We start from the raw sequence: 26026 nt of genomic DNA on the forward strand, positions 1-26026 counted from the left end.
TCCGACGCCCTGGCCACCCCCTCAGGAGCGAACGGCCCCCCGAAGTGCGCTCGCTGAAGGGGTGACCGGTTCGGAGTGCCCGGCGTCGGCATCGCCCGCCGCCGCGGCGAAGGCCTGCGCGAGGTCGGCGATGAGGTCGTCGACGTCTTCCAGGCCGATCGACAGGCGCAGCACGTCGGCGGCCGGACGCGCCTCGGGCGGCACCGGCCGGTGGGTGAGCGCCGCAGGGTGCTGGATCAGCGAGTCCACGCCGCCGAGCGACACGGCGTGGGTGAACAGTCGCGTCGCCGACGTGACGGTCGACGCGGCCGCGAATCCGCCCCGCATGCGCATCGCGATCATCGCCCCGGTGCCGCGCATCTGCCGTTCGAGGATGCCGCGCGGGTCGCCGTCCAGGCCGGGGTAGAAGACCTCAGCGACCTCCGGGCGGTCGATGAGCCATTGCACGATGCGACGGGCGCTCTCCTGCTGATGACGCACGCGCACGGGCAGAGTCGTGAGTCCGCGGTGCAGCAGGTAGGCGCCGAGCGGATGCAGCAGACCTCCGGTCACCGCGCGAACACGGCGCAGCGCCTCCGCGGTGTGCTCGCCGCACGCGACGACTCCCGCGATCACGTCACCGTGTCCGCCGAGGTACTTCGTGGCGCTGTGCAGCGACATGGCCGCTCCGAGATCGATCGGATTCTGCAGCACGGGTGTCGCGAAGGTGTTGTCCACCACGACGGGGACCGCGCCCGCCTGTCGCACGATGTCCGCGATGTACGCGATGTCGAGGGTCGGGTTCGCCGGCGTCTCGACGACGACCAGTCCGGTGTCGGGGCGCAGCGACAGGGCGACCTCGTCGGGGTGGCAGTACGTCGTCTCCACGCCGAGCAGGCCCGAGCCGAGCAGATGATCGGTGCCGCCGTAGAGCGGACGCACGGCGACGACGTGCCGTGCCCCGGTCGCACCGGTGTGGGCGAGGATGACCGCGGTCATGGCCGCCATGCCGGAGGCGAAGGCGACAGCGGCCTGCGCGTGCTCCAGCTCGGCGAGCGCCTCCTCGAAGCGCGCGACCGTCGGGTTCCACAGCCGCGCGTAGACCATGCTGCCGTCGGCGGGAGGGCGTCCGCCCGTGGCCATCGCCTCATAGGAGTCCCCGCCCCGCTCGATGTCCGGCAGAGGGTTCGTCGTGGAGAGGTCGATCGGCAGCGCGTGGACTCCGAGACCTGCGAGGTCGGAACGTCCGCCGTGGACGGCCACGGTGTCGGGATGCAGCGGTGCAGTCATGCCTCCACGTTGCCGGAATCACGGTTTCGACGCAGGTCTTCGACAGAAGTCGCCGCGAGATCGCGCCGAAACGCTATTCTGTGCAGCATCTGGGCGGCGAAGGAGCACCACGTTGGCGAAACCACAACTCGATGAGATCGACCTGGAGCTCCTCGCGGTCCTGACGCGCGACGCGGAGACCACGAACAAGGCGCTGGCTCATCGGCTGGGGCTCGCCGAGTCCACATGCGCCCACCGCGTGCGGGCCCTCCGGGAGCGCGGCGTGATCCGCGACACCCGGATCCGCGTCGACGAGGCCGCCCTCGGCTACCCGCTGCAGGCGATCATCAAGGTGCGTCTGGCGAACCACACCGGCCCCAAGGTCACCGCCCTGTTCGACGCGCTGGCCGGCATCCCGAGGGTGCTGCAGGTGTTCCACGTCGCCGGAGTGGATGACTTCCTCGTGCATGTGGCCGTCCAGGATGCGACGGCGCTCCGCGACATCGTGCTCGAGCACATCACGATCCACCCGGTGGTGCGCGGAACCGAGACCCAGCTCGTGTTCGAGCTCCGCGACGGCACCGGCCTCCTCCCCCGCTGACCCGCTCCGCTCCCCCGCCCCGCGGGCGGGCGGTGCAAGGATGGGACAGGATGTCCGGGAGCAAAGGAGCACCATGAGCCGCAGCGCCACCACCGCCACGCACGCGATCCGCGAGATGCGGGACTTCCTCTTCGCGAATGCGACCGACTACGACGCGGCCCGCGCCGGATTCGCCTGGCCCCGCGTCGACGAGTTCAACTTCGCCCTCGAGTGGTTCGACGTCGTCGCGGCCGAGAATCCTGATCGTCCGGCCGTGCAGATCGTCGAGGCCGACCTGAGTCTGCGGTCGTGGACCTACGGCGAACTGTCCGCGCGGTCCGACCAGGTCGCCACGTGGCTGCGCAGCCTCGGCATCCGGCGCGGGGACCACGTGATCGTGATGCTGAACAACACGATCGAGCTGTGGGAGGTGATGCTGGCGATCACGAAGCTCGGGGCGGTGTCGATCCCCACCTCGACTCTCCTGTCGGCGGCGGACCTCGCCTACCGCGTCGAGCACGGACGCGCACGCGCCGTGGTCACGCTGGGTGCTCTGGCCGACCGCATCGACGGCCTGGACCGAGCGATCCTGCGCATCGGCGTCGGAGAAGCCGTGCCCGCCGGCTGGGCCCGCTTCGACGAGTCGCCCCAGGCCCCGGCGGGCTTCGAGCCGGACGGCCCCACGCCGGCGTCCGACACCGCGCTGCTGTACTTCACCTCGGGCACCACGAACCGTCCCAAGCTCGTGCAGCACACGCACGTGTCGTACCCGGTCGGACATCTGTCGACGATGTGGTGGCTCGGGGTCCGCCCGGACGACGTGCACCTCAACATCTCCTCCCCCGGTTGGGCGAAGCACGCGTGGTCGAGCTTCTACTCGCCGTTCCTGGCCGAGGCGACGGTGTTCGTCTACAACTACGCCCGCTTCGACGCGAACGCGCTCATGCAGGTGATGGACACCCACCACGTCTCGACCTTCTGCGCGCCGCCGACCGTCTGGCGCATGCTCATCCAGGCCGACCTCACGCGTCTGACGCACCCTCCCCGCGAGCTGGTGGGAGCCGGCGAGCCGCTCAACCCCGAGGTCATCGACCGGGTGCGCGACGCCTGGGGCGGCACCATCCGCGACGGTTTCGGGCAGACCGAGATGACCGCGTGCATCGGCAATTCACCGGGCCAGACGGTCAAGGTCGGGTCGATGGGGCGCCCGCTGCCCGGGTATCCCGTGGTGCTGCTCGATCCCGCGACGGGAGAGGTCGTCGACGGGGAGGGCGAGATCGCGCTCGATCTGTCCGAGCCGCCGCTCGGGCTCATGGCGGGGTACTACGACGACCCCGACAAGACCGCGGAGTCGCGCACGGGCGGATACCACCACACCGGCGACATCGCGGTGCGCGATGCGGAGGGCTACCTCACCTACGTCGGACGTTCGGATGACGTCTTCAAGGCGTCCGACTACAAGATCTCGCCGTTCGAGCTGGAGTCGGTCCTGCTCGAGCACGACCTCGTGATCGAGGCCGCCGTGATCCCGAGCCCCGACCCGACGCGCCTGGCCGTGCCGAAGGCGTACGTGTGCCTCACCCCGGATGCGGGCGCCGGCGAGGCCGAGGCCGCGCGCGCGATCTTCTCCTATGCGCACGATCGGCTGTCGTCGCACCTGTGGGTGCGGATCATCGAGTTCGTCCCGGAACTGCCGAAGACCATCTCGGGGAAGATCCGCCGGGTCGAGCTGCGTGCGCGCGAGGCTGCCCGCGTGGTGGCGGGAGACGAATCAGGGCAGCATCGGGACCGCGACTACCGCTGAGTCCTCAGCGCACCACCGCGACGGACGCCGTCACCGGAGACTTGGGCGCGACGGCGGGCTTGGACGCGGCGACGGCCGGCTGCGGCAGCGGCTCCGCCACCTCGCGCTCGCGCCGGCCGAACCCGCCGGCGTTGACGATCCCGCGCACGACGCCGCCGATCACCAGCATCGCCACGAGCGCGGCGCCGGACAGGATCAGTGGCGTCCACACCTGGGCGAAGGAGGCGACGACGCTCATCAGCGCGCACACGATCCACACCCCCACCGCGCCTCCGGTGAGACCTCCGGCCCCTCGGATGATCGCGATCGCCGCGACGATCGCGCAGATCGCGGCGAGCGCCGCTCCCGCGTAACCGATCGGCACCAGCACTGCGGCCAGTTCGCTGGCCACTCTCATTGTCGTCATGACGACCCCCCGTCAGCGGAACATCCGCTACCTCGACACTAGAAGTGTGTCCCCGAAAGCCCATCCGTCTCAAGTCCCATGCGCATCATCCTGCAGACGGATATCGCGGGTGCGGATCGATCAGCGCCGGGTCAGCCAGCGCAGACGGCGCGGCCGCACGACCCGCACCGGCTGCGTGATCACGGCATCCACGACCATCGAGCCGTCCGTCGGGCCGACGATCGCGATCGCGGAGGTCTCGGTCGCCTCCGCCGGGTCGACCGGGAGCTTCCCGAGCGCACGGTGCGCACGGACGTAGGCGGGGACGAGGAGGATGATCGCACCCACCCAGGCGAGCGGGTTGCTGAGGGCGACACCGTCGAAGCCGATCCAGGCGCCGAGCACGATCGCGGCCCCCACGCGCATGACCAGCTCGATCACGCCGGTGACGGTGGGCACGAGCGTGTGGCCGAGTCCCTGCAGGGCGCCGCGCAGCACGAACAGCATGCCGAGCGCCCAGTAGCCGCAGCCGTTGATGATGAGCATCCGGTGCGCCATGTCGACGACGTCGTCCGACCCCTCCCCGACGAACAGTCGCACCATCGGAGCGCCGAACGCGATGAGCAGCCCGCCGAGGACGATCGCGGCGGCGGTGGCCATCCAGGTGGCCTCGACGACGCCGCGGCGGATGCGGTCGGGGCGCCGGCCGCCGTGGTTCTGCGCGGCGTACATGGACACGGCGAGGCCGAGCGAGGAGAGCAGCGCCACGGCGAGGCTGTCCACGCGCGAGGCCGTCGTGTACGCGGCGACCGCATCGGCCCCGAGCGTGTTCAGGGCCACCTGCACCGTGAGCGTGCCGATCGCGATGATGGACGCCTGGAAACCCATCGGGAGTCCGAGCCGCAGGTGATCGGCGATGTCGGCGCGGGTGATGCGCCAGTCCGCGCGGCGCAGGTGCAGCATCGGCAGGCGTCGGCGCACGAACTCCAGGCACAGCACCACGGAGACGGCCTGAGCGACGACCGTGGCGAGTGCGGCTCCGGCGACGCCCCAGGCGAACGGGCCGACCAGGAGCACGACGAGCCCGACGTTCAGCACGCACGAGACCGTGAGGAACACCAGCGGGGTCTTGGAGTCGCCGATGGCGCGGATGATCGCGGACAGGTAGTTGAAGAACATCGTCGCGCCGGCGCCGAGGAAGCTGATCTGCGTGAAGATCGTCGCCTCCGGCATGAGCTCCGGCGGCGTCTGCAGCAGCGCGAGGATCGGACCGGCCAGAAGCGGCGCGCCGACGGTGAGGATCACGCTCGTGATGCCGCTCAACAGCACGCCGGTCGCGACCGATCGGCGGACGGCCGCGTCGTCGCGCGCGCCGAAGGCCTGGGCGATCGGGATCGCGAAGCCGCTGGTCAGGCCCCAGGCGAAACCGAGCAGCAGGAACAGCAGGCTGCCGGTGGCGCCGACGGCCGCGAGGGAGGTGACGCCGAGGTGCCGGCCGACCACGATCGCATCGGCGAACTGGTACAGCTGCTGCACCACGTTGCCGAGGAGAAGCGGGATGGAGAAGGCGAGGATGACGCGCCACGGGCGGCCCGTCGTGAGGGAGGTGGCCATGAAGGAGGGGCTCGCAGAACTGGGGGATGGATCGAGGCGGGACCAGCTTATCGAATCGATTCGGAACGGCGGAAGTCCAGCCATCGCTCCGCAGAATATTGACTTCGAGTCTCGAAGGGAAAACAGAGCGCGACGGCCAGGCGGTCGCGCCTCGCAAGGCGCAGGCGCGCGGGATCCTCGGCACGCGCCGCCGGATCACGAAATCATCACGACCCCTTGACTTCGAGACTCGAACTCAAGGAAAGTATCCGGAGCGAGTCCCGAATGGCCGGGATTCCAGTCCGGTGGCGACGCCCCGGGCGACCCATTGCACAGCGAAGGAGCTCGTGATGAAGAAGAAGTACGCACTTGCCGCACTCGGCCTGGCCGGGATCGTCGCCCTCGCGGGCTGCGGCGGTGGCGGCGCAGGCTCGACCGGAGGCTCCGGCGCGGAAGGCTCCGGCGACAAGGGCGACCTGCTGATCGGCGTGTCCATGCCCACGCAGACCTCGGAACGCTGGATCGCCGACGGCAACGCCGTGCAGGACGGACTGGAGGAGGCGGGCTACCAGGTCGACCTGCAGTACGCCGGAGACGACATCCCGACCCAGGGACAGCAGATCGACCAGATGATCACGAAGGGCGCCGATCTGCTCGTGATCGCCGCGATCGACGGCACGGCCCTGTCGTCGCAGCTCGACGCCGCCGCGGCCGCGAACATCCCGGTCATCTCCTACGACCGCCTGATCCGCGACAGCGAGCATGTCGACTTCTACGTCACCTTCGACAACTACAAGGTCGGCGTGCAGCAGGCGACGTCGCTGCTCACCGGACTCGGGGTGCTCGACGAGGACGGCAAGGAGACCGGCGAGAAGGGTCCGTTCAACATCGAGCTGTTCGCGGGTTCTCTCGACGACAACAACGCGCACTTCTTCTGGCAGGGCGCGATGGACACGCTCCAGCCGTTCATCGACGACGGCGTGCTCGCCGTGCCGTCCGGCCAGACCGACATCGAGCAGGCGGCGATCCTGCGCTGGCAGCAGGAGACGGCGCAGAAGCGGATGGAGGACCTGCTGACCTCGACGTACGCGGGCGGCACCAAGCTCGACGGCGTCCTGTCCCCCTACGACGGACTCTCCCGAGGCATCATCACTGCCCTGCAGGGCACCGGCGGCCTCGGCCCGGCCATCGCCGACGGTCTGCCGATCGTCACGGGGCAGGATGCCGAGATCGGCTCCGTCGCCCTGATCAACCAGGGCGTGCAGTTCGCGTCGATCTTCAAGGACACGCGAAAGCTCGCCGAGCAGTCGGTCGTCGTCGCGCAGGCCATCCTGGAAGGCGAGGAGCCCGAGGCCAACGACACCGAGACCTACGACAACGGCGTGAAGGTCGTCCCCTCCTACCTCCTCCAGTCGGACATCGTCTACAAGGACAACATCACCCCGCTCCTCGTCGACTCCGGGTACTGGACGCAGGCCGAGGTCGACTCCGGCGTCGCCGAGTAGCTGATGACCCGGGGCGTGCCGTCGGCGACGACGGCACGCCCCTCTTGACGGAAGGACATCGGTTCATGACGACACCGGTTCTGCAGATGCGGGAGATCGAGAAGAGCTTCCCCGGGGTGAAGGCGCTCCAGGGCGTCAGCCTCGACGTGCAGCGCGGCGAGATCCTCGCGATCTGCGGCGAGAACGGCGCGGGCAAGTCGACCTTGATGAAGGTGCTCTCGGGGGTCTACCCGCACGGCACCTACGAGGGCGAGATCATCTACGAAGGCGAGGAGGCGACGTTCTCGTCGATCGCCGACTCCGAGCGCGTGGGGATCGTGATCATCCACCAGGAGCTGGCGCTGATCCCGCACCTCAGCGTCGCGGAGAACATCTTCCTCGGCAACGAGCGCCGCGGCACGGGAGGTCTGATCGACTGGGACCGCGCGAACGCCGAGGCCTCCGCCCTGCTCGCGCAGGTGGGCCTCGACGAGAACCCGACCACGCCCGTCGGCCAGCTCGGCGTGGGCAAGCAGCAACTCGTCGAGATCGCCAAGGCGCTGTCGAAGAGCGTGCGCCTGCTGATCCTCGACGAGCCGACCGCCGCGCTCAACGACACCGATTCGGCGCATCTGCTCGACCTGCTCCGACGCTTGCGCGACGACGGGATGACGTCGATCATCATCTCGCACAAGCTGAACGAGATCGCCGCGATCGCGGACCGCACGACGATCATCCGGGACGGTCGAACGATCGAGACGCTCGACATGCGGGACCCGGAGTCCACGCAGGACCGGATCATCCGCGGCATGGTCGGCCGCGACCTCGCCCACCGGTTCCCCGAGCGCACTCCGCAGATCGGAGAGGAGGTGCTGCGCATCGAGGACTGGACCGTGCACCACCCCACCCAGCCGGGCCGCGTCATGGTCGACGGTGCGACCCTCACCGTCCGCGCCGGCGAGGTCGTCGGCATCGCCGGGCTCATGGGCGCCGGGCGCACGGAGCTGGCGATGAGCGTCTTCGGCCGCACCTACGGCCGCGGTGCGCGGGGGCGCGTGCTCATGCACGGCAAGGAGGTCGACACCTCCACCACCAGCGCCGCCATCCGTGCCGGGATCGCCTACGCGACGGAGGATCGCAAGAAGTTCGGCCTCAACCTCATCGACGACATCCGGCACAACATCACGATGGCGTCGCTGCGGATGATCAGCCCCGGCGGGTGGATCAACGCGCACCGGGAGCTCGAGATCGCCGAGCGCTACCGCGCCGAGATGAACATCAAGTCGCCGACGGTGCTGCAGCTGGTGGGGAACCTCTCCGGAGGCAACCAGCAGAAGGTCGTGCTCAGCAAGTGGATCCAGACGAAGCCCGAGGTGCTGATCCTCGACGAGCCCACCCGCGGCATCGACGTCGGCGCGAAGTACGAGATCTACACGATCATCAACCGCCTCGTCGCCGAGGGGAAGGGGGTGCTGGTGATCTCGTCCGAGCTGCCGGAGCTCCTCGGCATCTGCGACCGCATCTACACCCTCGCCTTCGGTCGGATCACCGGGGAGCTCCCCGCCGCCGAGGCCACGCAGGAGAAACTCATGCACCTCATGACCGTCGAAAGGACGACCGCACCATGAACGGCGTCACCAACCTGTTCACCCTCGCCACGCGGAATCTGCGTCAGAGCGGCATCCTCGTCGCCTTCGTCGCGATCGTCGCGTTCTTCGCGATCCTGAACCCCGCCTTCCTGTCGGCGGGCAACCTCACCAACATCGTGCTGCAGTACTCGTACATCCTGATCCTCGCGATCGGCATGGTGATCGTGATCATCGCCGGGCACATCGACCTCTCCGTCGGCTCGGTCGTCGCGCTCACCGGCGCCACCGCGGCCGTGCTCGTGATCCGCATGCAGCAGCCCTGGTGGGTGGGTGTGATCGCCGCGCTCGTCGTCGGCCTGCTCGTCGGGGCCTGGCAGGGGTTCTGGGTCGCCTACGTCGGGATCCCCGCGTTCATCGTGACGCTCGCGGGCATGCTCCTGTTCCGGGGGCTCACGTTCATCGTGCTCAGCAATGTGTCGCTCTCTCCGTTCGGCGGCACCTACTACGCGATAGCCAACGGCTTCTTCAACGGGCTGCTCGGCGGCTACGGCGTCGATGTGTTCACCCTCGTCATCTTCGCCATCGGCGTCGTCGGATACGCGGTGTGGCAGGTCCGCGGTCGTCGGTCGAAGATCTCGCACCAGCAGTCGGTGGAGGCGCTGCCCTGGTTCATCCTGAAGATCGTGGCGATCGCCGCGGTCGTCATGTGGTTCGGCTACCAGCTGTCGACGAGCCGCGGTCTGCCGTTCGTGCTGATCCTCTTGGCGGTGCTGATCATCGCGTACTCCGTCATCACGCAGAAGAGCGTCTTCGGCCGCCACGTGTACGCGATCGGCGGCAACCTGCACGCGGCGCTGCTCAGCGGCGTCAACGTGCGCAGGGTGAACTTCTGGATCTTCGTCAACATGGGTCTGCTCGCCGGAATCGCGGGCGTCGTGTTCTCCTCGCGCACCAACGGCGCACAGCCGGGCGCGGGGAACATGTTCGAGCTCGATGCGATCGCGGCGTGCTTCATCGGCGGCGCGGCGGTCACCGGCGGCGTCGGCCGCGTCGGCGGCGCGATCGTCGGCGGTCTGATCATGGCCGTGATGAGCAACGGCATGCAGCTCATGGGTCTCGACCAGGCGACGCAGCAGGTCGTGAAGGGACTCGTGCTGCTGATCGCGGTGGCTTTCGACGTCTGGAACAAGCGCCGCACGGGCGCCGCCCGTTGACCCGGATCGACACGACAACCGCGCGGTAGGCTCCCGCTATGAGCAGATGGGCCAGCGGTTCCCAGTCGGGGTTGCGCGAGGCCAACACCGCGAAGATCGTCGACGCCGTGAAGCGCTTCGGCGGGCTCACCCAGGTCGAGCTCGCCGAAGCGACCAGCCTCTCGACCGCGACGGTCTCCGCCATCGTCAAAGAGCTGTCGCTGTCAGGGCTCGTGGAGACCCGCCCGACGTCGCGGAGCGGCCGACGCGCCCAGCTGGTCACGATCGCGCGGAGGGCGGGGCTTGTCGCGGCGGTGCAGATCGGCAGCCGCAGCATGAAGGTGCGGCTCACGGACGTCGGTCAGGACGTGCTGGCCGACCGCTCGATGCCCCTGCCGGCCGACCATGCCGAAGACACCGTGCTCGACCGCATCACCCTGCTGCTGATTGACATGCTCGGCATGATCGCGGCCGATGCCGACGACCTGATCGGCGTCTGCATCGGGGTGCCCGCGCCGGTGGATCCCGCATCGGGGCTCATCGCCTACCCGGGCGTGATGCGCCGCTGGGAGAGCCAGCCGGTCGCCCAGGTCGTCGAGCAGCGCCTCGGCTGCCCCGTGCTCGTCGAGAAGGACGCCAACCTCGCCGCGCTGGCCGAAGCGACGCTCGGCACCGCGCGAGACGTCGCGGACAGCCTGTTCGTCCATGCGTCCTACACGGCGAGCGCCGGCGTGGTCCTCGGCTCGCGGCTGTACCGCGGGCGGTCGGGCACGGCGGGCGAGATCGGCCACGTCCAGGTCGACCCGACCGGCTCGATCTGCGCCTGCGGTCAGCGCGGCTGCCTGGAGACGGTCGTCGGTGCCGACGCCATCACGGCGCCGCTGCGAGCCACCTACGGGCAGGTCACGTTCAAGGACGTGATCGCCCGCGCAGCCGAGGGCGACCCCGGCTGCGCCCGCGTGGTCGCCGATGCCGCGACGGCGCTCGGACGGGTCGTCGCCGGTGTGCACCAGGCCCTCGCCCCCGAGGTGATCACGGTCGGCGGGGAGCTGACCGAGGCGGGACCCATCTTCCTGCTCCCCTTCACCAGCGCGTTGCGCGACACCGCTCCCCAGGGCCGCTCGCCCCGCCGCGATCCGGTCCCGTCCTCCTTCGGGAAGGACGCCGTGCTGGTCGGGGCGACCATCCACATCCTGCAGTCGACCGACCCGTCCCGGCTCCTCGAGGACCGCTCATGAGCTTCACCGCATCGCAAGCCGAGCCCCTGCTCACCATGCGCGGCGTCACCAAGCGCTTCGGCGCCGTCGAGGCGCTCACGGATGTCGACTTCACCGTCAATGCGCGCGAGGTCGTCGGCCTGGTGGGCGACAACGCGGCCGGCAAGTCGACCCTCGCGAAGATCATCGCCGGCGCCCTGGATCCCACCTCCGGGGAGATCCGCATCAACGGAGAGCAGGTAGAGATCTCCTCCCCCGCCGAGGCGAATCGGCTCGGCATCGCCACCGTGTTCCAGGACCTCGCCGTGTGCGAGAACCTCGACGTCACCGCGAACGTCTTCCTCGGCCGCGAGCTGCGCACCGCCAAGGGGATGCTGCGCGAGCCGGAGATGGAACAGGCGACGAAACAGGCGCTGAGCGATCTCGCCGCCAACATCCCCTCGATCCGCTCCCCGCTGAACTCGCTCTCCGGCGGGCAGCGGCAGGCCGTCGCCATCGCCAGGACCCTCATCAGCCGACCGCGTCTCGTGGTGCTGGACGAGCCGACGGCGTCCCTGAGCGTCGCGCAGACCGCCGACGTGCTCACCCACATCGAGCAGCTGCGCGAGCTCGGCCTCGGCGTCGTCTTCATCAGCCACAACATCGCCGACGTGCAGGCGGTCTCCGACCGCGTCGAGGTGCTCCGGCACGGCCGCAACAACGGCTCGTTCCAGAGTCAGGACGCCGCGTACTCCGACCTCATCGCCGCGATCATCGGAACCTACCGCGGGCCGAGCGCGCCGCCGCGCGGCTGACCCGCCGCGCGGCGCGGACGGGTCATGCCACGGCAGCCGGGAGCCGATCGGTCCGCTCGGCGGCTGTGATGCGGGTGCGGAGCATCAGGAACAGCATCACCATTCCGGCGCTGAGCAGGATGTGACCCATGCCCGCGATCCCGGCGATCATCTTGGACGACTCCAGCCCGAGCACCGTGAGACAGCCGTGCCAGACCATCATCGCCGAGGTGAGCACCAGTCCGGCGTTGTAGGTCCAGAAGAACCAGCCGAAGAGGCGGCTCTCGGAGAGCGCGAAGGCCTTCTCCAGCAGCAGCACGATCAGCAGCACGACGAAGCCCAGCACGAGCAGGTGCGTGTGCACGAGACCGAGCTGGGTGGCCTGCCCTTCGGGGAAATCGTTGATCTTGGTGAACTCCCGGTAGAAGAGTCCGGAGGCGACGCCCACGAGCATGGAGGCGAACGCGGCGGTGAAGAGCCTGCGCATCGGGTTCCTTTCCTTTGTGCTTCCAGCCTCGGCGCAGGCGCGACACCGCGGATCCATCGAACGGTTGAGATGGCGACCCCGGTCCTTGTGGCTCGCACGGGAAGTGTGATGATCTGACCGCATGACCTTCTTCCCACCCGACCCCGACCTGCCCGAACCCGAGGAGGCCGATTCGGAGCGGCAGCCGTGGTGGCAGGCGCCGGACGACGAACTGCCCGTGCTGCTTCCCGTGTCGGAGACGCTGGCGTCCACCGAGCACCTGGCCCTCGGCCTGTTCGGGGTCGCGGTCTACAGCGACGGTGTCGAGTTCCGGTTGGAGGGGCGGCTGCGTCGGAAGGGCCTGCCAGCGCGGGAGTGGAACGATCTGTGCGCGGACTTCGTGGGACACAGCCCGCTCGGCGGCCCCGTGCATCCCGCCGGCCGGCTGCGGTTCGGACTCGTGCTCGGCGACGGCGAGAAGGTGCTGGCCGAGGGGTTCCCGTTCTTCGGCGGCGACGATCCCTCCGCGGAACAGGAGGGCCACACCCTGTCGCGCAACAGCGGCGGCGCGGGCGGCGGACCCCAGGGCTACTCGTCGACGGACCGCCTGTGGCTCTGGCCCCTCCCGCCGGAAGGGCCGATCGAGTTCGTGATGCAGTGGCCGGCGCTCGGCGTGGAGGAGCGCCGTGTCGTGCTCGACGGCTCCGCGATGCGGGCGCTCGCCTCCCGCGTGCAGCGCTTCTGGAGCTGAGCGGCCACAGGTCCACCGGAGGGACCGACCTCAGAGCAGACCGGTCTCGCGCGCGATCGCGATGGCGCGCGATCGACTGTCGGCCCCGAGCTTCTCGAACACGTGCACGAGGTGCGTCTTCACGGTCGCCTCGGTGACGAACAGCGTCTTCGCGATCTCCCGGTTGGAGGCACCCGTGCCGAGCAGCCGCAGCACGTCCCGTTCACGCTCGGTCAGCCGCACCCGCGGCGCGCGCAGGACCCGCCCCATCCGATCGCTGAGCTCCGGCGTCAGCACCGGGCCCCCGGAGGCCGCCTGACGGACGGCTCGAACGATCTCCTCGGGCGCGATGTCCTTGAGCAGGTACCCGGCCGCTCCCGCCTCGATCGCCCCGAGGATCTCGGCGTCGCGGTCGAAGGTCGTCAGGATGAGCACGGCCGGCGCCGGGTCGAGGCTCCGCAGCACCGCCGTCGTCTGCACCCCGTCCAGGCCCGTTCCCAGCCGCAGGTCGCAGAGCACCACGTCGGGGTGCAGGTGCCTGGCGAGCGCGACGGCCTCCTCCCCCGAGGCGGCCTCCCCGACCACACGGACGTCGTCCCGCTGGTCGAACAGCGAGCGGACGCCCGCTCGGACGATGGGGTGATCGTCGACGAGGAGCACGCTGATCGGAGTCATACGTCGTCTCCGGCGCCGTGACCGCGCGTGCCTCCGAGCGGGATGTGGGCCGAGAGGGCGGTGCCGTCGCCCGGCGCGCTCTCGACGTCGAGTCCACCGCCGAGCTCTCGCAGACGCGCACGCATCGAACGCAGTCCGTAGCCGCCGCCGTCCCCGCCCCTGCCCCCTTGAGCGTCCCAGTGCCGCACATCGAAGCCGATCCCGTCGTCGACGACGTCGAGACGCACGGTGTCACCGGCGTCGGAAAGGGTGACCACGACACGCGAGGCCGACGCATGGGAGCGCACGTTCGCGAGAGCGGACTGGGCGGTCCGCAGCAGCGCGATCTCGGCATCGATACCCAGGGCGGGCAGCTCGTCGTCGGCGTGCAGGGTCGTCCTGATCCCCGTCTCCTCCGCGAGGCGCGCCAGCAGGCGCGCGAGTGCATCGCCGAGCGCCGTGGACTCGAGCTCCGCCGGCATCAGCGCCTGCACGATGCGCCGCGCATCCGCCAGCCCTTCCCCGGCGAGCGCGTCGATCTGCTCGAGCGCCCGCGCACTCCGTGCGGGGTCGTGCGACTCCCGGGCGGAACGAGCCAGCATCCCGATCGAGGACAGGCTCTGCGCGACGGTGTCGTGGATGTCGCGCGACACCCTGGTGCGCTCTTCGATCGCGCCCGACGCGCGCTGCGTGCGGGCCAGCTCATCCTGCAGAGCAGCCATCTCCTCCTGTGTCGCGACGAGCGAGGCGATGAGCCGGCGCCGCTCCCGCCCGTCGCGCACCAGCACCAGGTATCCGCGCGAGATGCCCAGGGCGAAGACGCCACCGACCAGCGGGCCGATCACGTTCGCGTAGGTCGTCGCGCCGGTGTGCGCGAGCGGAGCGGTGACGACGACGGCGAGGATCGCGGCACTGAGCAGCAGCGCCCACCGCAGTCGCAGGACGAACCCGGCGAGCAGCCACAGCGAGAAGGCGAGCCAGACGAACTCGGGCGACACGACGACGGCGCCGAGCCAGATGAGCGTGAGGCCCAGCAGCCATCCGGCCGCCAACCGGCGGTCCGCCGTGCGTTCGCTGAGGAGCAGTCCCCCGCCGTACCAGCCGAGGAACACCAGCGCGATCGCCAGCACCCCCGGGATCGGGACGCCGTCGACGGCGGCGCGCCAGGCGCCGATCACGAGCAGCACCATCGTGATGGCGGCCTGGCCGATGCGGATCGACCCGACCAGGCTCGCCCACGTGCGGGGCGGTCTCGACGGCTCGATGTGCGGCATGATCACATTCTTCTCCTGCCCATGCGCGGCGGCGTCCATCCTTCGGACGATCCGCGACCCGCCGCTGGGTATCGTGAGGCGGGTGACATCCGCCCGCGTCTACCCCGCCACCATCGCGGCAGCCGTGGAACACGAGCTCGTCATCCGGAAGTCGCGCTTCGTCACCCGCATCGCCCCCGTCTCGTCGGTCGAGGAGGCGGAAGCGGTGATCGCGCGCATCCGCAAGCAGGCATGGGATGCGAACCACAACTGCTCCGCCATGGTGACCGGGCTGCTGGGCGATCAGGCTCGCTCCTCCGACGACGGCGAGCCCTCCGGCACCGCCGGCATCCCGATGCTCGAGGTGCTGCGCCGCCGGGAGCTGACGGACGCCGTCGCGGTGGTCACCCGCCACTTCGGCGGGGTGAAGCTCGGGGCGGGAGGACTCGTGCGCGCATACGCCTCGGCCGTGTCCGAGGCGCTGGACCGGGCGACGCTCGTCCGGCGGGCGGCCCTCCGCCAGGTGACGATCGAGGTGCCGCACGGCGATGCCGGTCGTATCGACAATCTGCTGCGCGAGTGGGCCGTCTCGCACGGGGCGACCCTCGGGGAGACGACCTATGCGGCGACGGTCGTGCTGGAGCTCTGGGTGCCCGAGTCCGCGCTTCCCCGGCTCGCGGACGATCTCGCCGCCGCATCGGCCGGATCGCTCACCCCGGTTCCCGGCCTCGAGAGGATCGTCGACCTGCCCGTGTGACGCCGACCCTCAGGAAGCGCCGGATATCCTGGATGCCGCGGTCGGAAGGAGAGCGATGTTCGACAGTCCGCTCTCGGCCTCGGCGTACGAGATCCTCGAGGTCGACCCCTCCGTGGACGACGTCGAGCTGCGCCGCGCGTACCGCCTTCGTCTCCGGCAGACGCACCCGGACACCGGCGGCGATGCGGCGGTGTTCATCCAGGTGCAGCGCGCGTGGGAGCTGGTCGGCACCCCCGACGGCCGCGCCGCCTACGACCGCCGCACGGGCGTGAGCTCCGACGACGGCGCCGAGTGGAGCGGGTGGCGTCCGCCCTCCGCTCGCACCGACACCCGGCCACGGGCGCGCTCCTACGGACACCCCGGCGGGTGGCGGCGCGAGCGCTACCTGACCCTCATCCGGGAATGGGCGGGCCGCGGCGTCGAGGTGCCCGACCCCTACGACCCTGCGCTCGTCCGATCAGCGCCGCGGGAGCTGCGCCGCCTTCTCGCGGACGCCCTGGCCGAGGAGGCCACCGCCCGCACGGTCTCCGACCTCGGCATGGGCTTCACGGTGTGGCACGACGTCGCCATCAGCACCGATCCCGACGACAAGCTGGACCACGTGGTGCTCAGTCCGTCCGGACTGTACGGGATCATGTCGGAGGACTTCGGCGGTGTGGTCGGCTTCCGGCGCGGCGAGATCACGGGCCCGAGCGTCGGCACCAGGGCGCCGGTCACCGCGACCCTCGCCCGCATGCGCGCCGTCGCCAAGGCGGCGCGGGTCAAGTTCGGCGGAGCGATCGTCGTCCTGCCCGATGACGACCTCTCCCAGGCGGTGACCCCGCTCGGAAGCAGCCGTGGGGTGCCGGTGGTCGTCGTCCGCCGCAGCGCTCTCGCGATGGTCCTGCGCCAGGGCGTCCCCGGTGCACGGTCGATCGGCGGCAACGAGCTGTTCGACGTGCGCACCCGCCTGCAGCACACCGTCCGCTTCGTCTGATCCCCGACCCCCGGTCGATCCCCCGACCCCCGGACGATCCGCCGACCCCCGGACGATCCCCCGACCCCCGGACGATCCCCCGAGGAACGTCGGGGAGATCGTCGGCGGATCGTCGTCCTCTCGGGGAATCGGATGGGGAACGGAGCGTTGACACGTCTTGTCAAACCGGTTTACACTCGTCAAACCGGTTTACAAGCATGAGGCTGAGCCGATCCACGAGGAGGTGGCATGAGCCGCACGACGATCGCCGACGTCGCTCGCGAGGCCGGCGTGACCAAGGCCACGGTCTCGCACGCGCTCAGCGGCAACCGTCCCATCTCGGAGGAGACCAGGACGAAGGTGCTCGCGGCCGCCGAGAAGCTCAACTGGGTGCCGAGCCAGAGCGCCCGCGCCCTCGCCACCCGACGGGCGAACGCGATCGCGGTCGTGCTGGCCCGTGACCCCGAGGTCATCGCGAACGACTCGTTCTTCCCCGCCTTCATCGCCGGCGTCGAATCGGTGCTCGCCGAGACCGAGACCGCCCTGATCCTCCAGGTCGTCGTCGGACGCGACGCCGAGGAGCGCGCCTACCGTACGCTCGCGCACGGCCGCGCCGACGGGGCGCTGCTGCTGGACCTGCGCACCGACGACTGGCGGGTCCCCTTCCTCGCGCAGCTCGGACTGCCGACGGTCCTGGTCGGCGCGTACGACCAGCCGAGCCCGTTCTCCTGCGTCCGGACCGATGACGCCCGGCCGATCCGCGAGCTCATCGCCCACCTCCGTGACGCCGGGCACACCCGCATCGCCCATGTCTCCGGCCCGCTGGACTACGTCCACTCGAAGGCGAGGTCCGACGCGTACGTCGAGGAGATCGGCAGCGACGAACTGCTGCGCGAGGGCGACTTCACCGCGGCGAGCGGTCGCGACATCACCGCGGAGCTCCTGGCGCTGCCCGACCCCCCGACCGCCGTCCTCTACTCCAACGACACGATGGCCATCGCGGGACTGTCCCTCGCCCGGTCGCAGGGCCTCTCCATCCCCGGGATCTCGCGATCTCCGGGTTCGACGACGATCACCTGTCGGCCCACCTCTCCCCCGCCCTGACCAGCGTCTCGTCCGACCCGGCCGCGCGCGGTCGAGCCGCCGCTCGCCTGCTGCAGGCCGGCATCCTCGGCGCGTCGCCGCAGACCGAGGTCGTCGACTGCACCGTCGTCCACTACCGCGCGAGCACCGCGTCGTAGACCACCGCACCACCACCGTGTCGAGGAGGACACCATGAAGAAGATCCGTGCCGCAGCACTCATCGGAGCCGTCGCGCTCGTCGCCACCGGATGTTCCTCGGGAGGCGGCGGCGGAGAGGGAGCCGCGGAGGGCACAGGGCCCATCGACGTCTGGCTCTCCAACAACGAGCAGGAGGTCGCGTGGGGCCAGGCCGTGGTCGAGGCCTGGAACGCCGATCATCCCGACGAGAAGGTGACCGCGCAGGAGATCCCCGCCGGATCATCCTCCGAGGAGGCCATCACGGCAGCGATCACGGCGGGCACCGCGCCGTGCCTGGTCTACAACGTCGCCCCCGCCGCCGTGTCGGGCTGGGTCAAGCAGGGCGGCCTCGTCGATCTCAGCACGATGGAGGGAGGCAGCGACTACATCACGGAACGCGGTGGTGAGGTCGACGCCTACGCGACCGACGGCAAGTTCTACCAGCTGCCGTGGAAGTCGAACCCGGTCATGGTGATGTACAACAAGGCGCTGTTCGAGGCGGCGGGGATCGACCCGGACGACCCGCAGATGAACACGTACGACGCATTCCTCGAGGGATCCCGGAAGATCGTGGAGTCCGGGGTGCAGAGCGCGATCTGGCCCGCACCGACGAGCGAGTTCTATCAGCCGTGGTTCGACTTCTACCCGCTGTACCTCGCCGAGACCGACGGCACGATGCTGGTCGAGGACGGCAAGGCCACGGTCGACTCGGACGACGGGCGCACGGTCTCGGAGTTCTGGCGCACCTTCTACGAGGAGAAGCTGGCTCCGAACGAGGCGGCCACCGACGACGCGATGTCCGCCGGCACCACGGCGATGCAGCTGGCCGGACCGTGGGCGATCCCCTCGTACGCCGAGACCGTCGACGTGGGCTTCATGCCCGTGCCGACGAGCGACGGTCGCGAGGACCCGATCACCTTCGCCGACTCGAAGAGCGTGTCGATGTTCACCGCGTGCGAGAACCAGGCGACCGCGTGGGAGTTCCTGAAGTTCTCCACGAGCGTCGACAGCGACGGCCAGTTCCTGGAGGCGACGGGCCAGATGCCGATGCGCACGGGCCTCACCGATGCCTATGCGGACTACTTCTCCGCGAACCCCGACTACGTGGCGTTCGCGGAGCAGGCGGAGCGGACGGCGGACGTGCCCAGCATCCCGAACTCCGTCGAGGCCTGGCAGGCGTTCCGCGACGAGTACTCCTCGGCAGTGATCTTCGGGAAGGAGTCGATCGACGACTACCTGAAGAACGCGGCGTCGAAGATCGACGACCTCGTCGCCGAGTGACGTCATGACGGACAAGCGGCGGCTGCGCACCCGGTGGTTCGGTGCGCAGCCGATCGGCGGCCTGTTCGCGCTGCCGTACTTCGTGTTCGTGATCGCGATCTTCGCGTATCCGCTCGCCTTCGCCGTCTACATCGCGTTCCACGACTACTTCTTCACCGCGCCGGGCACCGAGGTCGACCGGCCCTTCGTCGGGTTCGACAACTTCGTCACGGTGCTGACCGATCCGCGCGTGCTGGGCTCTTTCCGCAACACGCTGATCTTCCTGGTCATCAACGTCCCGTTGACGGCGGTGCTCGCCCTCGTGCTCGCCGCGGCGCTGAACACCGGCATCCGCTGGGTCGCCGCCTACCGGGTCGCGTTCTACGTCCCGTACCTGACGGCGAGCGTCTCGCTCGTGGGCGTGTGGATGCTGCTGTTCTCGGGCAACGGTCTGGTCAACACGATCCTCGGGCCCCTGGCTCCGGATCCGTCGTGGCTCGTCAACAGCGGGCTCGCGATGCCGATGATCGCCCTGTACGTGACCTGGAAGCAGCTCGGGTTCTACATCCTGCTGTACCTGGCCGCGCTGCAGAACGTCCCCAAGGAGCTCTACGAATCGGCCGAGACCGACGGAGCCGGCGCGCTCTCGCGCTTCTGGAACGTCACGGTCCCCGGAGTCCGTAGCGCCACCACGCTGGTGCTGATCCTCTCGATCATCACGGGAGCCAACCTGTTCACGGAGCCCTACCTGCTCACCAACGGCGGCGGTCCGGACGGTGCATCCACCACACCGGTGCTGCTCATCTACCAGCTGGGCATCCAGCAGCAGAACCCCGACACCGCGGCGGCCATCGGCATGATCCTCGTGATCCTCGTCGGGATGCTGTCGCTCGCGGCGAACCGCGCGACGAGGGAGCGATGATGAGACGCCGACGTTCACTGCCCCGCATCCTGAGCATCGTCCTGCTCACGATCGCGGCCATCGGGTTCGCCTTCCCGTTCTACTTCATGGTCGTCGGGGCGTTCCAGGAGAGCCCTACCAACTCCCCGAGCGCGCTGTTGCCCACGAGCGGCTGGACGGTCGACAACTTCGTCGCGATCGACTCCCGCATCGACCTGGTCGGCTCGCTGCTGAACTCTCTGATCTTCACCGCCGGGGTGCTGCTGGGCACCGTGGTGTTCGGGCTGCTCGCCGGCTACGCGATCGCCCGTCTCGACTTCCGGGGGCGCGGTGTGATCTGGGTGCTGATGCTGCTCGTGCAGATGGTGCCGTTCCAGCTGCTGATGATCCCGCTGTACGTGCAGATCACCCGGAGCTACGGCCTGGGCGACTCCTATCTGGGGATGATCCTGCCGTTCCTCATCAACACCACCGCGGTGTTCATCTTCGTGCAGTTCTTCAAAGCGCTCCCGGTGGAGATCTTCGAGGCGGCGCGCATCGATGGCGCGGGCGAGATCCGCCTGCTGACCTCGGTCGCGCTCCCGCTCATCCGTCCCGTGCTGGTGACGGTCGTGCTGGTCACCTTCATCGGGCCGTGGAACGAGTTCCTCTGGCCATTCCTCATCACCAAGGACGCGAGCCTGCAGCCGCTGGCCGTCTCGCTCGCGAACTACATCTCCAACGTGGCGCAGTCGACGGCCAACCCCAACGGCGCGATCCTCGCCGGCGCGACGGCGCTCGCGTTCCCCGTCGTGATCCTGTTCGTCGTCTTCCAGCGCTTCTTCAAGGCCACCGACCTCGGCGCAGCCGTCAAGGGCTAGTCAGAAAGGCATCCATGTTCACCGGAGCTTCCTTCCCCCTCGGGCCGTTCACCCCCTATGCGGGCAATCCGATCCTGCGACCGCGCGGCGCCAGCTGGGAGTCGGCGAATCTGTACAACCCGGCCGCGCTCGTGGACGGCGACGAGGTGATCCTGCTGTACCGGGCGCACGCCGACGACATCATCTCCCACATCGGTCTGGCCCGATCCCGAGACGGGGTCACGTTCACCCGCGAGGACGCGCCGATCCTCTCCCCCTCCGAGGAGTACGAGCAATACGGGTGCGAGGACCCGCGCATCGCGCTGATCGACGGCACGTACTACCTCACCTACACGGGCTGGGACCGGCGCAGCGCCCAGCTGTGCCTCGCGACGTCGACCGACCTGCGGACCTGGACCAAGCACGGGCCGCTGTTCGACGACTTCGACACCTTCAAGACCATGGACCCCCGCGGGTTCAACTGGTCGAAGGCCGGTGTCATCGTGCCCCGGCGGATGCACGGGAAGTGGTGGATGTACTTCGGCGAGGGGGCGATCTACTGGGCCACCAGCGACGACCTGATCCACTGGACGCCGGGAACGGCCGACACCGATCCGATGTACTCCCCGACCCCGGGGACCTGGGATGAGGCGCTCGTCGAGATCGGCACGTCTCCCGTGCTCGCCGACAACGGGCTGCTGGTGTTCCTCACCAACGGCGCCACGCGTGTCGTGTACGAGGACGGCACGGTCGAGGTGGACTACCGGTGCGGACAGATCGCCATCGACCCGGACGAGCCGACGAAGGTCATCGCGCGGCTGCAGGAGCCGTGGCTGCGACCGCAGACCTTCGAGGACATGCACGGCCTGGTCTCCAACGTCACCTTCGTGGAGGGACTCGTGAAGTTCCACGGCCGGTGGTTCGCGTACTACGGGCAGTCCGACACGACGCTCGCCGTCGCGATCCACGATCCCGCCGAGCCGTGGGGCCGCGCGCTCCGCGACGACGGTGAGGCGTGACGATCATGGACACCTCTCGGCGCTCCTTCCTGGCTCTCGCCGCGGCCAGCTCCGCCCTCGCTCTGCTGCCGGTGGACGCCGCGGTCGGCGCCACGGATCCGATGGGTACCGCGACGCCCCTCCCCGCGGTCGCCCGTCGATCTCGCCTGACGAACCTCGCGCATCTGCGCTTCCTGCTCGCCGAGGTGCCGATCGCTCCGAGTGACGCGCACACGACGTTCGGCATCGACACGAATCCGACCGTGCGCGCCCCGTGGACCTATGCCGACGCGGACGGCGCCGGCGGCTACCGTCCCGTCGGGGGCGGAACCCGGGACGCCGCGACGGGGCACTGGACCCAGGGGGCGTACAACGCGGACGACATCGCCAGGGCCGCCGTGGTGTTCCTGCGGGACTGGCGTGCGACGGGCGACGGGCAGAGCCGGGATGAGGCGCGGGATGTGCTGCGCGCGCTCGCCTTCCTGCAGACCGCGAGCGGACCGAACACCGGCAGGGTGGTGCTCTGGCAGCAGGAGGACGGCACCCTGAACCCCAGCGCGATCCCGGTCGAGCTGCCGGATCCCTCCGATTCGGCCGAGTCGTACTGGCTCGCCCGCACGGTCTGGGCCTTCGGCGAGGGCTACGCCGCGTTCCGTCGCGAGGACCCCGACTTCGCGGCCTTCCTCCTGGCGCGACTGCACCTGTGCCTGGATGCGCTCGGCCGCGAGTCGCTCTCGCGCGCCGGACGATGGGTCCGCAGCGACGGCCGGAACCTGCCGGCCTGGCTGATCGCAGGAGGTGCGGATGCCACGGCCGAGGCGATGCTCGGGCTCGCCGCCGCGACGGAGGCCGGAGACGCCCGCAGCCGTGCGGCGCTGCGGACCTACGGGGAGGGTGTGGCCGCGATGGCCACGGACCCGGCGAACGGGTGGCCGTTCGGCGCGGTGCTGCCGTGGACCGGCTCGCTCGGCTTCTGGCACGCCTGGGGTGCAGCGGCCCCGGAGGCGCTCGCCAGGGCGGGGGCGGTGCTCCGGCGTCGGGAGTGGTCGGCCGCCGCCCTCGCGGATGCGGGACGCTTCACTCCGCAGGTGCTGGCGTCCGGAGGACCGCACAACGCGTGGGCGCCGCTTCCCGCCGAAGCGCAGATCGCGTACGGTGCGCACGGACGCGTCGCCGGTGCGCTCCAGGCGGCTGCGGTCGGTGGTGTGGGGCTGCGCGGGCTCGCCGGCCTGGCCGCCGGGTGGTTCTTCGGCGCGAACACCGCCGGTGTGCCCGTGTACGACCCCGCGACGGGTGTGACGTACGACGGAGTCGAGACGGACGGGAGAGTGAACCGCAACTCCGGCGCCGAGTCGACGATCCACGGTCTGCTCACGATGCTCCTGCTGGATGCCGACCGCGACGTGGCGGCGATCGCGACCTCGATCACGGGGCTCACGTCCCATTCCGGACTGCGCGCCGTCGATGCGGAGACGGCACGGCTCTCCCCCGGGTGCGTGATCGAGCGACCGGACGGCGGGGCATGGACCGGCGAGGGCAATCTCTCCGGGGGCGCGTACGTGCGCATCCCGCGCGGGGAATGGGTCGAGTTCGACGTCACGGAGGCGGGTGGCATCCTGCACGCGCTGGTGTGGCGGCAGGCAGCGGACGCGGGCGAGGCGGAGTGGGAGGTGCGCCGCGGCGGACGACGGGTGTGGCGTGCACGGACCGCTGCCGGCGGGGTCGGCGATCGGGGGCTCACCGAGGCCGAGGGCATGCTCGTGCCGCAGCTGCTGGGGGGCGACCTGCCCGAGGCCGCGGTGACGGTGCGCTGCACGAGCCGCGGTGAAGTCCGCCTGGACGCCCTGGTCATCCAGCCGCGGGTCGCGAGTGCGGTGTACGCCACGACCTCGGGGGTGACCGTGCTCTATGCGAACGGGACGCGACGAGAGGTGCGGGTCGCGCCGCTCGCGCCGGGCGACGGTCGCGCCTACGACGCGGACGGAGCGGACCGGGGGCGCGCCGCCGCGGGCGGACGGGTGCGCGTGCGCGGAGCCGGGTTCACCATCACGCGAGGCTGATGCAGCATCCCGGCATGCGTTCTTTTGAACCACTCAAAAAACGAGGTATGCTCGGGGGATGGAGACAGAACTCGACTCGGCGCTTCGCGGCGCCGGGCTGCGCGCGACCGCGGGCCGCGTCGCCGTGCTCGAGGCTCTCGACTCCATGGCCCATACGGATGCGGAGCGGGTCTACCGCGCCGTGTCCGAAGTGCTGCCGACCACGTCGATCCAGTCGGTGCACAACATCCTCGCGGACCTGACGACGGCGGGCCTCATCCGTCGGATCGAACCGGCAGGTTCCGCGGCGCTCTACGAGCGGCGCATCGACGACAACCACCACCACATCGTCTGCACCTCCTGCGGTGCGATCGGCGATGTGGACTGCGTCGTCGGCGAGGCGCCGTGTCTCACCCCGTCCTCGACGGGGGGATTCACCGTCCAGACAGCCGAAGTCACCTTCTGGGGCCTCTGCCCCAGCTGCCAGAACGCCGCGCAGTAGTTCGGCCGACCGCTCCCCGACAGAGGGGTAGTTCGTCGCGCCTGCACGGAGAAGGAGAACACCATGACGAGACCTGCCACCACCACGCAGGCCGGAGCACCGATCGCCAGCGACACGCATTCGCTGACGGTGGGCGCCGACGGCCCCACGGTCCTGCACGACCACCACCTGGTCGAGAAGATCGCCGCCTTCAACCGCGAGCGCGTCCCGGAGCGCAACCCGCACGCCAAGGGCGGCGGGGCGTTCGGCGAGTTCGTCGTCACGGAAGACGTGTCGGCCTACACCCGCGCTGCGGTGTTCCAGCCCGGAGCGACGAGCGAGACGCTCCTGCGCTTCTCCTCGGTGGCCGGCGAGCAGGGGTCGCCCGACACCTGGCGCGACGTGCGCGGCTTCTCGCTGCGCTTCTACACGACCGAGGGCAACCTCGACATCGTGGGCAACAACACCCCGACGTTCTTCCTCCGCGATGCCATGAAGTTCCCCGACTTCATCCACTCCCAGAAGCGCCTCGGCGACTCCGGCCTGCGCGACGCCGACATGCAGTGGGACTTCTGGACCCTCTCCCCCGAGAGCGCCCACCAGGTCACCTACCTCATGGGCGAGCGCGGTCTGCCCCGCAGCTGGCGTCACATGAACGGATACGGCTCGCACACCTACTCGTGGGTCAACGCGGCCGGCGAGGTGTTCTGGGTGAAGTACCACTTCATCTCGCACCAGGGCGTCGAGGCGATGAGCCCGGACGAGGCCGAGAAGCTGGCAGGAACCGACGCGGACCACTACCGCCGCGACCTGTTCCAGTCGATCTCCGACGGCGACTTCCCGAAGTGGGACCTCTACGTGCAGATCATGCCGTACGACGAGGCGAAGGACTACCGCTTCAACCCCTTCGACCTCACCAAGACGATCTCGAAGAAGGACTACCCGCGCATCAAGGTCGGCACCCTGACCCTGAACCGCAACCCGGAGAACTTCTTCGCGCAGATCGAGCAGGCGGGCTTCGCACCGGCGAACCAGGTCCCCGGCACCGGCATCTCGCCCGACAAGATGCTCCTGGGCCGGATCTTCGCGTACCCCGACGCGCAGCGTCACCGCATCGGACCGAACTACAACCAGCTGCCGGTGAACCAGCCGCACGCCAGCGAGGCGCGCAACTACCAGCACGAAGGGTCGATGCGGTACCAGTTCAACGACGCCGCACACCGCACCTATCAGCCGAACTCCTTCGGCCCGGCGGGCGGCCCCGAAGCCGACCCGGCGAAGGGCATCGAGATCAACTGGGAGGCCGACGGCGAGCTCACGCGTTCCGCCGCGACGCTGCACGCCGAGGACGACGACTTCGGTCAGGCCGGCACGCTGTACCGCGAGGTCTTCGACGGCCCGCAGCGCGCCCGATTCCTGGAGACGCTGACCGGTCAGGGCCGCTCGATCACGATCGACGAGATCCGCGAGCGCTTCTTCCAGTACTGGACGAACGTGGACGCCGAGCTCGGCGCCGCTCTGCGCGACCGCGTCTGACCCGAGACCCCGGGTTCTCCTCGAGACCCCC

The 26026-nt window shown here is 69.8% G+C and carries 23 protein-coding genes and 1 pseudogene; 18 read left to right on the plus strand and 6 right to left on the minus strand.

Annotation, left to right across the window (positions count from 1 at the left end):
• Positions 1-21: 21 nt before the first annotated feature.
• Positions 22-1269: a PLP-dependent aspartate aminotransferase family protein gene (locus tag CSX12_RS17785; RefSeq protein ID WP_124896675.1), complete on the minus strand. Its 1248-nt coding sequence runs from the start codon at positions 1267-1269 to the stop codon at positions 22-24.
• Between the two features lie 112 nt (positions 1270-1381).
• Between CSX12_RS17785 and CSX12_RS17790 the strand changes: the two genes are divergently transcribed.
• Complete coding sequence (locus CSX12_RS17790) at positions 1382-1849, plus strand: Lrp/AsnC family transcriptional regulator (protein WP_017203602.1); 468 nt, start codon at positions 1382-1384, stop codon at positions 1847-1849.
• A 115-nt stretch (positions 1850-1964) separates the two neighbouring features.
• A complete protein-coding gene (locus CSX12_RS17795) occupies positions 1965-3632 on the plus strand; it encodes an AMP-binding protein (protein ID WP_277425119.1) in 1668 nt (555 codons plus the stop codon).
• A 4-nt stretch (positions 3633-3636) separates the two neighbouring features.
• Here CSX12_RS17795 and CSX12_RS17800 read toward each other — a convergent pair whose 3' ends face one another.
• The gene (locus CSX12_RS17800) at positions 3637-4038 is read right to left on the minus strand and encodes a hypothetical protein (RefSeq protein ID WP_124896677.1); all 402 of its coding nucleotides are present in this window, start codon (positions 4036-4038) and stop codon (positions 3637-3639) included.
• 120 nt (positions 4039-4158) lie between these two features.
• Positions 4159-5631: an MATE family efflux transporter gene (locus tag CSX12_RS17805; protein ID WP_124896678.1), complete on the minus strand. Its 1473-nt coding sequence runs from the start codon at positions 5629-5631 to the stop codon at positions 4159-4161.
• Positions 5632-5960: 329 nt separating this feature from the next.
• On the opposite strand from CSX12_RS17805, the gene chvE reads away from it, so the two are divergent.
• The 5 genes from chvE (at position 5961) to CSX12_RS17830 (ending at position 11887) form a co-directional block, all read left to right on the plus strand.
• Positions 5961-7115 (plus strand): multiple monosaccharide ABC transporter substrate-binding protein, encoded by a 1155-nt coding sequence (gene chvE / locus CSX12_RS17810; protein WP_124896679.1) that lies wholly within the window; start codon positions 5961-5963, stop codon positions 7113-7115.
• A gap of 65 nt (positions 7116-7180) precedes the next feature.
• Complete coding sequence (gene mmsA, locus CSX12_RS17815) at positions 7181-8722, plus strand: multiple monosaccharide ABC transporter ATP-binding protein (RefSeq protein ID WP_124896680.1); 1542 nt, start codon at positions 7181-7183, stop codon at positions 8720-8722.
• Positions 8719-9897: a multiple monosaccharide ABC transporter permease gene (gene mmsB, locus CSX12_RS17820; RefSeq protein WP_017203608.1), complete on the plus strand. Its 1179-nt coding sequence runs from the start codon at positions 8719-8721 to the stop codon at positions 9895-9897. Before mmsA ends, mmsB begins: the two co-directional genes overlap by 4 nt.
• Positions 9898-9935: 38 nt before the next feature.
• Positions 9936-11114, plus strand: coding sequence for an ROK family transcriptional regulator (locus CSX12_RS17825; protein WP_124896681.1), 1179 nt, complete (start codon positions 9936-9938; stop codon positions 11112-11114).
• Positions 11111-11887, plus strand: a complete 777-nt coding sequence (locus CSX12_RS17830) for an ATP-binding cassette domain-containing protein (RefSeq protein ID WP_124896682.1) — start codon at positions 11111-11113, stop codon at positions 11885-11887. The genes CSX12_RS17825 and CSX12_RS17830 overlap by 4 nt, the downstream gene beginning before the upstream one ends.
• Positions 11888-11909: 22 nt before the next feature.
• On the opposite strand, the gene CSX12_RS17835 is transcribed toward CSX12_RS17830, so the two are convergent.
• Positions 11910-12353, minus strand: a complete 444-nt coding sequence (locus CSX12_RS17835; protein ID WP_124896683.1) for a DUF2871 domain-containing protein — start codon at positions 12351-12353, stop codon at positions 11910-11912.
• Positions 12354-12474: 121 nt separating this feature from the next.
• Here CSX12_RS17835 and CSX12_RS17840 point away from each other — a divergent pair, with 121 nt between their 5' ends.
• Positions 12475-13083, plus strand: coding sequence for a hypothetical protein (locus CSX12_RS17840; RefSeq protein ID WP_124896684.1), 609 nt, complete (start codon positions 12475-12477; stop codon positions 13081-13083).
• Positions 13084-13113: 30 nt separating this feature from the next.
• Here the strand turns inward: CSX12_RS17840 and CSX12_RS17845 are convergent, their stop codons facing one another.
• Together CSX12_RS17845 and CSX12_RS17850 are read right to left on the minus strand one after the other, a co-directional pair.
• The gene (locus tag CSX12_RS17845; protein WP_124896685.1) at positions 13114-13737 is read right to left on the minus strand and encodes a response regulator transcription factor; all 624 of its coding nucleotides are present in this window, start codon (positions 13735-13737) and stop codon (positions 13114-13116) included.
• Entirely contained in the window at positions 13734-14990 is a 1257-nt protein-coding gene (locus tag CSX12_RS17850) for a sensor histidine kinase (protein WP_241160507.1), read from the minus strand. Before CSX12_RS17850 ends, CSX12_RS17845 begins: the two co-directional genes overlap by 4 nt.
• An 82-nt stretch (positions 14991-15072) precedes the next feature.
• On the opposite strand from CSX12_RS17850, the gene CSX12_RS17855 reads away from it, so the two are divergent.
• The 10 genes and pseudogenes from CSX12_RS17855 (at position 15073) to CSX12_RS17900 (ending at position 25995) form a co-directional block, all read left to right on the plus strand.
• The gene (locus CSX12_RS17855; RefSeq protein ID WP_124896687.1) at positions 15073-15726 is read left to right on the plus strand and encodes a YigZ family protein; all 654 of its coding nucleotides are present in this window, start codon (positions 15073-15075) and stop codon (positions 15724-15726) included.
• Between the two features lie 55 nt (positions 15727-15781).
• On the plus strand, positions 15782-16702 hold the full coding sequence (locus CSX12_RS17860) for a nuclease-related domain-containing protein (RefSeq protein WP_124896688.1): 921 nt from the start codon (positions 15782-15784) through the stop codon (positions 16700-16702).
• 228 nt (positions 16703-16930) lie between these two features.
• Positions 16931-17922, plus strand: a pseudogene (locus CSX12_RS17865) (LacI family DNA-binding transcriptional regulator).
• 34 nt (positions 17923-17956) lie between these two features.
• Positions 17957-19222 carry an extracellular solute-binding protein gene (locus tag CSX12_RS17870; RefSeq protein ID WP_017203617.1) on the plus strand — a complete coding sequence of 422 codons (1266 nt, stop codon included), beginning with the start codon at positions 17957-17959 and terminating at the stop codon, positions 19220-19222.
• Positions 19223-19226: 4 nt separating this feature from the next.
• The gene (locus CSX12_RS17875; RefSeq protein WP_017203618.1) at positions 19227-20123 is read left to right on the plus strand and encodes a sugar ABC transporter permease; all 897 of its coding nucleotides are present in this window, start codon (positions 19227-19229) and stop codon (positions 20121-20123) included.
• Positions 20120-20962 carry a carbohydrate ABC transporter permease gene (locus tag CSX12_RS17880; RefSeq protein ID WP_124896689.1) on the plus strand — a complete coding sequence of 281 codons (843 nt, stop codon included), beginning with the start codon at positions 20120-20122 and terminating at the stop codon, positions 20960-20962. The genes CSX12_RS17875 and CSX12_RS17880 overlap by 4 nt, the downstream gene beginning before the upstream one ends.
• 14 nt (positions 20963-20976) lie before the next feature.
• Positions 20977-21960: a glycoside hydrolase family 130 protein gene (locus CSX12_RS17885; RefSeq protein WP_124896690.1), complete on the plus strand. Its 984-nt coding sequence runs from the start codon at positions 20977-20979 to the stop codon at positions 21958-21960.
• Positions 21961-21965: 5 nt separating this feature from the next.
• Positions 21966-23999, plus strand: coding sequence for a hypothetical protein (locus CSX12_RS17890; RefSeq protein WP_124896691.1), 2034 nt, complete (start codon positions 21966-21968; stop codon positions 23997-23999).
• 58 nt (positions 24000-24057) lie between these two features.
• Positions 24058-24480, plus strand: coding sequence for a Fur family transcriptional regulator (locus CSX12_RS17895; RefSeq protein WP_017204714.1), 423 nt, complete (start codon positions 24058-24060; stop codon positions 24478-24480).
• Between the two features lie 63 nt (positions 24481-24543).
• On the plus strand, positions 24544-25995 hold the full coding sequence (locus CSX12_RS17900; protein WP_017204713.1) for a catalase: 1452 nt from the start codon (positions 24544-24546) through the stop codon (positions 25993-25995).
• Positions 25996-26026: the final 31 nt, after the last annotated feature.

The organism is Microbacterium sp. Y-01, from assembly GCF_003856715.1.
Taxonomy (GTDB): Bacteria; Actinomycetota; Actinomycetes; order Actinomycetales; family Microbacteriaceae; genus Microbacterium; species Microbacterium algeriense.